Raw genomic sequence first — 12775 nt, 5'->3', positions numbered from 1 at the left:
GCGCCCTGCCCGCCTTGAGCGACGGCTCAAGATTACCACCCAGCCCGGAATCAAGCCGAAGGCGCCGGGCCATCGCCGACCCGCGGGCAGGCGATGGCCCTCGGCTAGACAGCCGCCTCGCGCAGAGACACGTCTCAGGCCAACTGATCCGAAAATTACCTAGCCCGAATTTTAACTGCAGGCGATGGCCCTTTACGCGAAGCCGTAGCCGTGGGGCTTCAGCCGAGCGCATCCCGCAGCAGCCCAAGCACCTCGGCGTTCTCCACCTCGGCCCCGGCAAAAGCCTGCCCGATGCCGCGCGCCAGAACGAAGCGCAAACGGCCATCGACGACCTTCTTGTCCTGCCCCATCAGCCGCAGCAGTTCCTCGGCCTCGGGCAGGTCACCGGGAATGTCGCGCAGGTCGGTCTTCATCCCCATCTGGACCAAATGGGCGCGCAGACGGCTCGGGTCTTCCTGCGGGCAAAGCGCCAGCCGGGCGGAAAGCTCAAAGGCCAGCGCACAGCCAATTGCCACGCCTTCGCCGTGCAGCAGCCGGTCGGAATAGCCCGTCGCCGCCTCGAGCGCATGGCCGAAAGTATGGCCAAGGTTCAACAGCGCACGGTCGCCCTGCTCTGTCTCGTCCCGCGCCACGATATCGGCCTTCATCTGAACCGACCGACGCACCGCTTCGATCCGGGCGGCCATATCGCCTGCCGCAAGGGCTGGACCCTGCCCCTCAAGCCAATCAAAGAACGCCGCGTCGCCAAGCAGCCCGTATTTCACCACCTCACCATAACCGGCAAGGAAATCCCGGTCGGACATGGTGCCCAACACCTCGGTATCCGCCAGCACGAGGCTGGGCTGGTGGAAGGCGCCGATCAGGTTCTTGCCTTGGCGCGCGTTGATCCCGGTCTTGCCGCCGACCGAACTGTCGACTTGCGCCAGAAGAGAGGTGGGGATCTGCACAAAACGCACCCCGCGCCGCAGCACGGCGGCGGCAAAGCCCACCAGATCACCGATCACCCCGCCGCCAAAGGCCACGACGATATCGCCGCGCTCCACCTGCTCATCAAGCAGCCAGTCCACGCAGCGCTGAAGATTCGCCCAATCCTTCGTCCCCTCGCCGGGGGCGAGTTCCAGCGCTGACATCGCGATGCCCTCGGCCGCCAATCCCTCCCGCAGCGCGTCTAAATGCAATGCGGCGACGCGGCTTTCGGTGATGACGGCCACCCGCTTGCGCCGCAGCAGCGGTGCGATCAGCGCGCCGGCATCCGCCAGCAAGCCCGGCCCGATGACCACGTCATACTCCCGCCCCGGCAGGGCGACGGAAACCACCTCACGCATCCACTCTCTCCAAAACATCGGGCCTTGTCAGCAGCTTGTCGATCACCCGGTTGGCCATGGCGTCGATCGACAGGCGCGGATCGCAGCGCACCGAAAGATCCGCCAGCCGGTAAAGCGGCACCCGGTCGCGATAAAGCGCCGCCAACGTGGCCTTGGGATCAGACGTGCGCAGCAGCGGACGGCTGTCTTTGTAGCGCACCCGGTTCCACAGAAGCTCCAAATCCGCATCGAGCCAGAGCGCCACGCCGTAAGCCGCGATATTGTCGCGGTTCACCTCGGCCAGAAAGGCGCCGCCGCCGGTCGACAGGATGCAGCGCTCCTCGGCCAAAAGCCGCGCGATCACCTCGGTTTCGCGTTTGCGAAAGAAGGGCTCCCCGTCGCGGGTGAAAATCTCCGGCACGCTGAGATTGGCCGCCGCTTCGATTTCCGCATCGCTGTCCAGAAAAGGCGCGCCCAGTTTGGCCGAGACCGCACGCCCCACCGCCGTCTTGCCCGCGCCCATCATGCCAACCAGCGCCACCGTCTTGTTCAGACGGTAGCGGGGCGGCGTTTCTTCGCCATCGGTCATGCTGTGCTTAATTCCGCTCATTTTTCTCTGAATGACGTGATCTTGCCGAAAAGGCCATATATAGTTTGGCAAAATAGCAGAATTCCGGGCAGGCATAAATCATGGGTAAACTTTTCAAGCTTTTGATATTTCTATTGATTGTCGGCTTCATCGGTCTTGTGGGCTATGCCTATGTCGGGCCTTTCTTTGGCGTGGATTTTTCGCCCGAACAAATTGAGACGCGCCAGCCTGTCACGCTGACTGCGGATTGAGCGGCGTGTTAAACGCCCTGTCCAAAGGCAAATGGGCCCTTTGTGCTGCGTTGATTTGCTCGGTCAGCGCCACGGCCCTGTTGGCCGAATCTGAAGAAGACCGCAATCTGGGCCACGAATCGCGGCAAGCCTCTGAAAAGCAGGAAAAGACCCCCCCGGCCAATGATCAGCCGCTTTCGGTGATCGACTGGCTGGGCGCGCAGTCGCCGCCCGAAAACCGGCCCAAACGCCCGCCCAACCCGGGCCGGGTGCCGGAACCGCCCGTGGCCAACAGTGCGCTGCCGCCGCCCGTGCAGGTCACGCCCTTGGGCGATGGCGCGCCGCGCCGCATCGGGCTCGTGCCCGGCTCGGTCACCGGGCTGCGCGGGGACATCTGGCTGGCCAGCGACACGACCGCCCTGATCGACCGCATCCGCGACTTGCCGGACCTGCATCTGCCCGCCGCTCAGGCCCTGCTCTACACCGTGCTTCTGGCCGAGGCACAGGCCCCGCAGGGCGAGGCGCGCAACGGCGATCTTTTGGCGCTGGCGCGGGGCGAAAAGCTGATGGAGCTTGGCGCTCTCGACCCGGCGCTGTCGCTGATCGAACAGGCCGGGGTGACCACCTCGACCGCGCATTTCGACCTGTGGATGCAGCTTTCCCTGCTCACCGGGACCGAGCATCGCGTCTGCGAGCGGCTGATGAAATCGCCGCATCTGACCCGCGACTATGGCACCCGGATTTTCTGCAACGCCCGCGCCGGCAATTGGGAGAACGCAGCCCTGACCTTTGGCTCGGCCCAAGCGCTCGGCCTGCTGCCCGAGGCGCAGCTCGAACTCTTCGACCGTTTCTTGAACCCGGATTTCTACGAAGGGGCCGAACCCCTGCGCGTGCCGCGTCAGATGGACCCGATGACCTTCCGCCTGTTTGAGACCATTGGCGAGCCCTTGCCCTCCAACATCCTGCCGCGCGCCTATGCGGTGGCCGATCTGCGCGACATCGCCGGATGGAAGGCCCAGCTTGAGGCCGCCGAGCGGCTGACCCGCGCGGGCGCCCTGCCCGACAACCTGCTGCTGGGCCTTTACACCGACCGTCAGCCCGCCGCCTCTGGCGGGGTCTGGGACCGGGTCGCGGCGTTGCAACGGTTTGAGACGGCCCTGCGCACCAGCAGCGCCGAAGCGGTGGCCAAGACCCTGCCGCCCGCGTGGGAGGCGATGCGGGAAGCCTCTCTCGAAGTGGCCTTTGCCGCGCTCTTTGCCGAACCGCTCTCGACCATTCCACTGGCGGGCCAAACTGCGCGTCTGGCGCGGGATGTGGCCCTGCTGTCGCCCGACTACGAAGCCGCCGCGGCGCGGGTGATCGGCAAGTCCCCCGAGGACGAATTGCTGCGCGCCGTGGCGGTGGGCGATGCGCCCAATGGCCCCGCGCCCGATGCGCCATTGGCCGCGGCGGTGCATGACGCCTTTTCCAATCCCGCCCCCCGGGCCGACCTGATGGCGCTGGCGCGGGACAAGGAATTGGGCATGGCGATTTTGCGCCTATTGTCGCTCTTGCATGACGGGGCGAGTGGTGACACATCGGCGCTCCGCGACGCCCTAGCCACCCTGCGCGCCCTCGGGTTGGAAGACACCGCCCGACGTGCCGCCTTGCAGATTGTATTGCTCCAGCAATGATGATGTCCCAGACCCCGACCTTTCATTGGATCTCCAGCTTTCTGGAGGCCGCCGCCGCCGAACAGGGTGCCGCCACCAACACGCAGCTGGCCTATGGCCGCGATCTGAAGGATTTCGATTCCTTTCTAGCGCAGCGCAACCATGATTTCCTGACCGCCAGCCGCGGTGAGGTCGAAGATTACCTTGTCTATTGCGATGCGCAGGGGCTGGCCAAGTCCACCCGCGCGCGGCGGCTCTCGGCGATCAAACAACTCTACCGTTTCGCCTTTGAGGAAGGGCTGCGCGAAGACAACCCGGCGGTGCAGATCGCCGGACCGGGGCAGGACAAACGCCTGCCCAAGATCCTGTCCGAGGAAGAGGTCGACCGGCTGCTCGATGCCGCGCGCAACTCTGGCCGATCGCTGGCCGATCAACTGCGCAACACCTGCCTGATGGAGCTGCTCTATGCCACCGGCATGCGGGTCAGCGAGCTGGTCAGCCTGCCGGTCAGCGCCGCGCGGGGCGATCCGCGGCTGCTGCTGATCTCGGGCAAGGGCGGCCGCGAGCGGCTGGTGCCCCTGTCAGAGCCTGCCCGCGACGCGCTGGCGGCTTGGCTCGTGGCGCGCGACAAGGCGGATGAAGCGGCCCAGGCCAAGGGCAAACCGCCCGCGCGGCATCTCTTCCCCTCACGCGGGGCGATGGGCCATCTGACGCGGCATCGCTTCTATCTGCTGATCAAGGAATTCGCCGTCACCGGCGGCGTGCCGCCCGAGAAAGTCACGCCCCACACCCTGCGCCACGCCTTCGCCACGCATCTGCTGGCCAATGGCGCCGATCTGCGAGCGATCCAGACCATGCTCGGCCACGCCGATGTCGCCACGACCGAGATCTATACCCATGTTTTGGAAGAGCGCCTTTCGGACCTCGTGCTGGAGCGTCACCCCCTCGCCAAGGAGGGCACCCGCAAGCCCGACGGCAACACGTCTTCCGAAGGCCAGTAACCGCTTTTCAGTGCGTCTGCATAGGCGCGCGGCAAGCCTGCCTTGGCCATATCGGCCAGGGCACCGGCCACATCGTAGCTCAGCCGGTGAAAGCTCACCTCGCCCCCGTCGAGAAGCGCCAGCCGCGTCTGCTGGCCGCCGTCATGGGGCGGCATGCCGATCACGCCCGCGTTAATCCACCGCCCGCGCGCTGTCTCGCGGATGAAGGGCAGACCGGAGTGGCCTGCGATGATATGATCGACGGGGCCCGCAATGTCTTCCAGCGCCCGCCATTCCTCTTCGAACACCGCCACCGCAGTCTCGGACCAGATGAACCGCGCAACATCGCGCACCCCGCCGTGGATCACGCCATAGCGCTGACCCTGATGCCGGAACACCGCCACATCCGGCAGGCGGCCCATCCAATTTTTCGCGCCTGCGTCCAACTGGGCTGCCGCATGGGCGTACCACGCGCCCGACAGCATATCGCAACTGCTGCCCGGCGCGAAGCCGCAGCCGCAATCCTCGGCGCCGCTGGCCAGTTGCACCTCGCAATTGCCCGCCACCACGGCACAGCCAAGCGCCCGGATCGCCTCCACGCATTCGCGCGGCGCGCCGCAATAGGCGACACTGTCGCCGGTGCAGATCATCTGCCCCCCGTCGATGCCGCGTGCCGCCGCGAAAGCCGCCAGCGCCTCGACTGCCTGAAGGTTGGAATAGGGCCCGCCAAAAAGCAGCAGCGGCCCGTCCAAAACCCCAAGCTCCGCGCAGTTGATTTTCGCCTGCATCGCACCACCCTGCCCTGTTGCAACCCTTGAATGACGCAGCCCCTGCGCCCATAACATTCGCAACACATAATGGATGGATTTAGACCTCATGGAAACGGGCCCCGCCCTTTTTGACACCGCTTTCTGGATCAGCACCGGAATTATCCTGCTCCTGCTTGTCCTGTCGGGCTTCTTCTCGGGCTCCGAGACCGCCCTGACCGCCGCCTCGCGCGGCAAGCTGCGCGCGCAGGCCGACAAGGGCGCAAGCGGCGCGATCCGCGCGCTCAAGATCACCGAGGATAACGAGCGTCTGATCGGCTCAGTCCTTTTGGGCAACAACTTGGTCAACATCCTTGCCGCCTCGATGGCGACGGCGCTGTTTACGCGGCTCTTCGGCGAAAGCGGCGTGGCACTGGCGACGCTGGTGATGACGCTTCTGGTGCTGGTCTTTGCCGAGGTGCTGCCCAAGACCTATGCCATCACCAATGCCGAAACGGCGGCGGCGCTGGTCTCGCGCCCGATTAGCATCGTGGTGCTTGTCTTCTCGCCCGTGGTGACGGCGGTGCGCTATTTCGTGCGCGGGGTGCTGCGGCTTTTCGGCGTGCAGATCGACCCCGACAGCAACATTCTGGCGGTGCGTGAGGAAATCGCCGGGGCGCTGCAACTGGGCCATTCCGAAGGTGTCGTCGAAAAGGAAGACCGCGACCGAATATTGGGCGCGCTCGACCTGCGCGAACGCGCGGTCGAAGAGGTCATGCTGCACCGTTCGGGGATCGAGATGATCGACGCGGATTCAGACCCGACCGACATCATGGAAAAGTGCCTGCAATCGAACCACACCCGCCTGCCGGTCTTTCGCGATGACCCCGAAAACATCATCGGCGTGATCCATGCGAAAGACCTGTTGCGCGCCATGTACAAGCTGATCGGCGGCCCCAACGGCGATGCCGCTGCGCTCAACGGGTTCAACGTGGCCGATGTGGTGATGAAACCCTATTTCGTGCCCGAAACCTCGACCCTGGACGAACAGATGCGCCAGTTCCTGCGCCGCCGCACGCATTTTGCACTGGTGGTGGACGAATATGGCTCGCTCCAAGGGCTGATCACGCTCGAAGACATCCTCGAAGAGATCGTGGGCGAGATCACGGATGAGTTCGACCCCGATGCGGATCACCCGCTTAAACAGTCCGAAGACGGGCATCTGATGGTCGAAGGCGCAATGACCATCCGCGACCTCAACCGCGCGACCGATTGGTCCCTGCCCGATGATGAGGCCAATACCGTGGCCGGGCTGGTGATCCATGAGGCGCAGATGATCCCCACCGTGGGGCAGGTCTTCTCCTTCCACAACTTCCGCTTTGAGGTGATCGAGCGGGATGGCAACCGGATCACCCAGCTCAAGATCCGCCCGCTCTGATCCGGCCTAGGCCGGGGTTTCCACCGCTGCCTGCACCTCTTTGCAGGCGGCGGACCAGATGCGCGCGCGGTCGGGGCCGAAGGGCACCTCTTCGAAGGCGCGGCGCAGGTGATCCTCTGCCGCCTCACGGGCGGCGGTCGACAGGCCGGGATCGGGGTGCTGCATCAGCCCTGTGAGCACCTCTTGCAAGACCATCTGCACATCAACGACCGAGGCGCCATCGCGCGCCAGCGCCCCAAATCCGTCTTCGATCAGCGCATCCGCCGGGATCGGCGGGATATGCAGGTTCGGCAGCGTGACCTCGCCGCCCGGTTTGGATTCATCCGAGTAATAGGACAGCACGCGCCCGATGCGGGTAATCACGTCAATTGCCGTGCCGCCATCGTTGATCCCCGGCGACAGCGCCTTCGAGGCAACCTCGCCCAGCACCCGCAGGCCGAAACGCGGGTCTTGGTCAAAGGTACGCAGATCGCCCAGTTGTACGGTGTCGAAGACCTTCTGCTCAAGACTGTCCCAATCATGCTCGTCGTCCTGCGGGCTGCCCCGCCGGGTGACCATGACCAGAGGCTCACCGACAAAGACGAAATCACCGATCCGCCGGGGCATATAGATTGCGGCCCCATGGTCGCGCGCCTGCTGGTCCAGCGCCTCGGGGTAGATATGTTTGATATAGCCGCTCTCGGGGGCAAAGATCGGGCGCGCATCCTCGGGCACCGGGCCGGTCAGGGGATGGCCGCCCATGCAGGGCGTCTTTAGACGCTCCTTGAACAATGAGGTGGTCACCGCCTCGATCTGGCGGGTCGTGTCGATCAGGCTGCCGAAGCTTTGCAGATGCAGCACCCAGCGGATCAGGAAAATCACGATGATCGCCAGCACCAGTACCGTGGTCAGGAACAGCACAAAGGAGCGTTCGTCGACATAGATGCCCAACTCGCGCATGATGATCGCCACCAGCGCATAGACATAGGCGCCGATGAAGACCGCCAGCGTGTTCTGCGTGGTGCGGTCCTGAATGATCAGACGATGTGCCCGTGGCGTGAACTGGGCCGAGGACGAGCGGTAGACCGTGACCATGATGGTGATCGAAAAAATGGTGACCGCCAGCATCGCATCCGCGATGATCTGCAACAGACGATCCGCCGCTTCGCCGGTCAGCCTCGTGGCGACTTCCTTGGGCACCAAAGGCTCGAAAAGCTGGGTCAGCCCGAGGGCGACAAAGGCCAGCAGCCCCATGAAGACCACCCGCACCCAAAGTTTGCGAGAGTATTCGCGGGCTTTGCGAAACAGGGTGTGCGGGATCAGGTCTTTGATATTCATGGGGCAAGGGTAGCACGAAAAAGCGCCCTGCCAACGGCAGCTTAGCGGGAATTTGCAATCCCGTGCGGCACAAGAAAACACTTATCCTCGCCTTGCCCGCCCGCTAGTCTGGCGGCATGACAATAGCCTCTCTGCCCGTGATCCTCCTCGCTGCCGGTGCCGCCACTCGGATGCGGGGGCCTGACAAATTGATGGAGGACATCGGCGGTGAGCCCTTGCTGCGCCGTCAGGCGCGGCTGGCACAGGGCATTGGCCCCGTCACCGTCGCCCTGCCGCCCGCGCCGCATCCGCGCTACAGGGTGCTCAGCAGATTGGACATCACGCCGCTGCCCATCCCCGAGGCCGCTGAGGGCATGGGCGCCAGCCTGCGCCGCGCCTTTGCCACCCTGCCGTTGGACACGCCTGCCGCCATGGTCCTGCTGGCCGATATGCCCGCGCTTGAGGCCAGCGATCTCGCCCATCTCGCGGCTGCGGTGGACCTGACGGGCGAGACCCTGATCTGGCGCGCGACCACGGAGGACGGCAAGCCCGGGCATCCCATCGTCTTTGCCGCCGCGCTTTTCGATCAGTTGAAACAGCTGCACGGCGATGATGGGGGCCGCGCGATCGTGCGCGCGGCCGCAGACCGGATGCAGCTTGTGCCCCTGCCCGGCCAGCGCGCGCGGCGCGACCTCGACACGCCCGAGGACTGGGCGGCATGGCGCGCAGAGCAGGAATAGCCCGGAGATAAAAAAACGGGGCGGTCGCCCGCCCCGTTCTCAAACTGTGTTACGCGCGGCTTTTGCCGGATTACTTCACCAGCAGGCTGGCCTCGTGCTTTTTCAGCGACCGGCGCGCGGCGGTGTAGCCTTCGATCCCGTCCTTCGTCGCCAGTTCGGGGAACAGCTCAAAGATCTCCTGACGCTGCTCTTCACCGATACCGGCCAGCGACATGTCACCGGGCTGGAAGCTCTCGGTCCATGTGCCGTCAGAGAGGATCACCTCGTGGCGGTCGAACATCACATGGATGTAGCTGGTGCCCGACACCTCGACCACGTCGATGCCCTCCATCCCGGTCAGATGTTTCGCCGCAACCAGAACCTCACGCTCTTCGAAGTAGAGCGCGGTTTTCTCATTGGCGACCAAGACGCGGTGGTTGGGGCTGACCATCATGTCACGCTCGGGCAGATCGTTGCCAAGCGCGCCCTTGCGGATCAGCACCGGCTTGAGATGGGCGGCCATTTCGAACTCGGCCCCGGTCATCTCACGCGCGCCGACCCAGCGGATTGTCTGGATGCCGTTGTCGCGGGTGATGACTCGGTCACCGACCTCAAGCGCCTCGACCGGCACCTCGCCGCGCGGCGTGGCGATTTTGGTCCCCGGGGTGAAACAGGGGATCACATTCTCGATCTCGACGAAGTTCAGACGCCCGGCATCGCTGCCATCTTCGTTGAAGTAGTCGACGAAACCGTCTTCGCGGTCGTCGGAGGTATAGGTGATCTCCAAACGGCCACCCTCGGGGGCAGAGCCGCGCAGGTCGAGCGTGTCGTAATCCACGCCCGCGCTGCCACCGTCGACATCGTCGCCTGCGTTGACATTGACAAAGCTGTCCTGATCGGCACCGCCAGTCATCACATCGACACCTGCGCCACCGTCGAGCAGGTCGTCGCCCTGACCGCCCATCAGCGTGTCGTCGCCTTCGCCGCCCATCAGCGTGTCATTCTCACCGCCACCGTCGAGCAGGTCATTGCCTTCGCCGCCGACCAGCAGGTCATCGTCGCGATTGCCGCGCAGGGTGTCGTCGCCGGTGCCGCCGTCAAGCTCGTCATTGCCCTGACCGCCCGACAGGCTGTCGTCGCCCTGACCGCCCAGCAATGTGTCGTTGCCGGTATTGCCTTCGATGATGTCATCGTCGACCTGACCATCGATATAGTCATCGCCCGAGCCGCCGCGCAGCAGGTCGGCATCGTCGGCGCCATAGATCACGTCATTGCCCGCGCCACCGTCGACCGTGTCCATCCCGTTGTTCGGGTTGCGGTCGGGGGTGAAGGGGTTGGACGCATCCTCTTCGTCGGGGATGTCGAGCACGTCGAGACCCAGATCGGGGTCGTTGCCCGCATAGATCGTGTCGTTGCCAGCGCCGCCGAGCAGGCTGTCGTTGCCCTCTCCCCCGACGATCCGGTCATCGCCGTCACCGCCGTCGACGAAATCGTCGTCGATGCCTGCGTTGATCACGTCATCGCCGGTGCCGCCGGTGATGGTGTCGCGGTCGTCGCCGGTGCTGATCGTGTCATTGCCCGCCCCGCCATCGACGGAGTCGCGGTCATTCTCGGGGTCGGCGTCGGGGTCAAAGCCCAGATCGTCGCTGTCGCTTTCCGGGTAGCCCAGATCGGGGGCGAGGTCATCGTTGCCGGTGGTGATCATGTCGTCCCCATCACCGCCCTCGACCACGTCGGAGCCTGCGCCCGCCTCGACGATATCATCGCCGTCGCCTGCAAGGATGGTGTCGTCACCATCGCCGGCGCGAACATAGTCGTCGTCGCCTTCCGCATCGGGCAGGATCGCGTCGTCATTGTCGATCATGTCGCCATCGGGGTCGCCGGTATAGGCGGTGTCGATTAAGTCTGCGCCCGCTGTGCCGTCGACATAGCCGTCACGGGTCGAACCACCGTCGCCCACCGTCACGGTCACCGAGCCTTCGTCGGTCAGGCCGTCGGGGTCGGACACGGTATAGGTGATCGTCGCATCGCCGGTGAAGCCGTCATTGGCGACAAAGGTGATGGTGCCATCGTCGTTGATGGTCACGGTGCCATCATCGCTGGAGGCATCTGTCACGCTCAGGGTGTCGCCGTCGACATCGGTGTCATTGTCCAGAACCGGGATCACGACCGGATCGGTGCCGGTGGTGTCGGCGGTGTCGTCATTGGCGACGGGGGCGTCATTCACCGGGTTCACGGTGACATTCACGGTGCCGGTATCGGTGCCGCCATTGCCGTCATCCACGGTATAGGTGATCGTGGTCTCGCCGTTGAAGTCCGGGTCCGGCGTAAAGGTCAACGTGCCGTCGTCATTGATGACGACCGGCCCCGCCGGGCAGCTTGCCATGGTGACGGTCAGCGTGTCGCCATTGGCGTCGCTGTCATTGCCCAGCACGTCGACGGTGCCGGAGGTGTCTTCGTCGATTTCGAGCACATCGTCCTCGGCCACCGGCGCATCATTGCCGCCGCCCTGCGGTTGGCCATCGTCGAAAACCACATTGTCGATCGCGCCCGAGCCTTCGAAACGCACTTCGAAGCGCGACACGCCGTCGATGTTGAACTGCACGAAACGCTCACCGCCATCGCCGGTGGGCTGCACATAGTGATTTTGGATCACGTTGCCATTGTCATCGTAAAAGATGACACGGGTGCCCTCGCCGCTGGTCTCTTCGATGTCTTTGAAGGTCACGCCCTTCATGCGCACCATCTCATCGAAGTCAAAGAACAGGCTGCCGCCGCCGGCGTTGTCATCCGGGTCGCTCTGGTCGCCGTCTTCGGAGACGATCAACAGCCCCTCAAGCGTGTCGGAGGCCAGATCGCTGTCGCCGCCCGTCGGGTTGCTGCTGTCAAAGATCATCGCATCGCCAGAGCCGCCGCTGGCCGAGACGGTCACGCCCAGATCCGCATATTCGTCGTCAATGATGGTGCCTGCGCTGAACGCATTGAAATCAAGTGTTCTAATCATTGTGAAATCTCCTGAGCGGTGTTGCACGCGGCGCGCAACGCGGCCGTCTTGGAAGTGGATGCTGTTTCAATCTGAGAATTGGAGCGCCGAACGGCAGAGCGGTCGAACCGGGCATTTCTTGCCCCGCAGAAGGCCAGTGGCAGGGCCTGTCGCTTGTGTATCATCTCGTCTCTCCCTCCGTTCACATGCGCCCCGCTGGCAGAAATCCAGATCGGGCGGCACGCATCCTTGCAGCAACGAAGGGGAAGAGCCGAAACATGACCCACAGCCGAGGCGCGGTGCGCTTCGGTATGTTGTGTTTACGGTCGCAAACTTGCGGCGTATCCACATTTCCCGCATCCCTGATGCGCTTAATGCGGCCGCCCCCGTGACCTACAGACTTCTATGCCCCCCAGTTGGGCACCTATAGGAATAGCCCTCCTATACGAATGGACAAAGCAAAAAATGTTTGAAAATTGCCGGAACCAAATGAAGTTTTGCCGCAATTCAGGTGGTTTAGCACGTGATTCCGACGCGATTGTTTCCGGACCGCTCAACTGCGGATTTGCAAAACGCCATAGGATTAAGGTGAATTAACGCCCCTCGGCCGCGCCACCATCCCCACGGCTAGCAACACTGTTTCGCATTATGGGACAATGTCGCCGCAAAACAGCCGCATCTGCGCCGCCTTGTTTTCGTCATTCTTTTCGATTGCTTGTTCACCCGCTGGAACCAATTGCCCATAAACATGCGAAACTGGTGACGAAACCACGGGCGGCCCGCCTTATTCCCGCCGAATCAATACATCGCAGCAGTGATGCCCCACGGCGCAGAAAAC

General features: G+C 64.0%; 10 protein-coding genes. 5 read left to right on the top strand and 5 right to left on the bottom strand.

What is annotated here, in order from left to right:
• Positions 1-218 precede the first annotated feature (218 nt).
• Complete coding sequence (gene aroB, locus ACGYK7_RS13565) at positions 219-1325, bottom strand: 3-dehydroquinate synthase (RefSeq protein WP_394402897.1); 1107 nt, start codon at positions 1323-1325, stop codon at positions 219-221.
• Positions 1318-1914 carry a shikimate kinase gene (locus ACGYK7_RS13560; protein ID WP_394402896.1) on the bottom strand — a complete coding sequence of 199 codons (597 nt, stop codon included), beginning with the start codon at positions 1912-1914 and terminating at the stop codon, positions 1318-1320. Before ACGYK7_RS13560 ends, aroB begins: the two co-directional genes overlap by 8 nt.
• 80 nt (positions 1915-1994) lie before the next feature.
• On the opposite strand from ACGYK7_RS13560, the gene ACGYK7_RS13555 reads away from it, so the two are divergent.
• Genes ACGYK7_RS13555 through ACGYK7_RS13545 form a run of 3 tightly spaced genes read left to right on the top strand, consistent with a single transcriptional unit; the run spans position 1995 to position 4776 of the window.
• Positions 1995-2144 (top strand): hypothetical protein, encoded by a 150-nt coding sequence (locus tag ACGYK7_RS13555; protein WP_007120408.1) that lies wholly within the window; start codon positions 1995-1997, stop codon positions 2142-2144.
• A 5-nt stretch (positions 2145-2149) separates the two neighbouring features.
• Positions 2150-3796 carry a hypothetical protein gene (locus ACGYK7_RS13550; protein WP_394402894.1) on the top strand — a complete coding sequence of 549 codons (1647 nt, stop codon included), beginning with the start codon at positions 2150-2152 and terminating at the stop codon, positions 3794-3796.
• Positions 3793-4776 (top strand): site-specific tyrosine recombinase XerD, encoded by a 984-nt coding sequence (locus tag ACGYK7_RS13545; RefSeq protein WP_394402892.1) that lies wholly within the window; start codon positions 3793-3795, stop codon positions 4774-4776. Before ACGYK7_RS13550 ends, ACGYK7_RS13545 begins: the two co-directional genes overlap by 4 nt.
• Here ACGYK7_RS13545 and ACGYK7_RS13540 read toward each other — a convergent pair.
• Positions 4713-5543, bottom strand: coding sequence for a metallophosphoesterase family protein (locus ACGYK7_RS13540; RefSeq protein ID WP_394402891.1), 831 nt, complete (start codon positions 5541-5543; stop codon positions 4713-4715). The two genes, ACGYK7_RS13545 and ACGYK7_RS13540, sit on opposite strands and share 64 nt — an antisense overlap.
• Before the next feature lie 88 nt (positions 5544-5631).
• Between ACGYK7_RS13540 and ACGYK7_RS13535 the strand changes: the two genes are divergently transcribed.
• Positions 5632-6939 carry an HlyC/CorC family transporter gene (locus ACGYK7_RS13535; RefSeq protein ID WP_394402898.1) on the top strand — a complete coding sequence of 436 codons (1308 nt, stop codon included), beginning with the start codon at positions 5632-5634 and terminating at the stop codon, positions 6937-6939.
• A gap of 6 nt (positions 6940-6945) precedes the next feature.
• On the opposite strand, the gene ACGYK7_RS13530 is transcribed toward ACGYK7_RS13535, so the two are convergent.
• Positions 6946-8256, bottom strand: coding sequence for a DUF2254 domain-containing protein (locus ACGYK7_RS13530; protein ID WP_394402889.1), 1311 nt, complete (start codon positions 8254-8256; stop codon positions 6946-6948).
• Positions 8257-8372: 116 nt separating this feature from the next.
• On the opposite strand from ACGYK7_RS13530, the gene ACGYK7_RS13525 reads away from it, so the two are divergent.
• A complete protein-coding gene (locus ACGYK7_RS13525) occupies positions 8373-8975 on the top strand; it encodes an NTP transferase domain-containing protein (RefSeq protein ID WP_394402888.1) in 603 nt (200 codons plus the stop codon).
• A gap of 70 nt (positions 8976-9045) precedes the next feature.
• On the opposite strand, the gene ACGYK7_RS13520 is transcribed toward ACGYK7_RS13525, so the two are convergent.
• Complete coding sequence (locus ACGYK7_RS13520) at positions 9046-11958, bottom strand: Hint domain-containing protein (protein WP_394402886.1); 2913 nt, start codon at positions 11956-11958, stop codon at positions 9046-9048.
• Between the last annotated feature and the right edge of the window lie 817 nt (positions 11959-12775).

The sequence above is a fragment of the Sulfitobacter sp. 1A15299 genome (genome assembly GCF_043556915.1).
Taxonomy (GTDB): Bacteria; Pseudomonadota; Alphaproteobacteria; order Rhodobacterales; family Rhodobacteraceae; genus Sulfitobacter.
The sequence above is the reverse complement of the archived record's forward strand: the minus strand, read 5'-3'. Positions and strand labels throughout refer to the sequence as shown.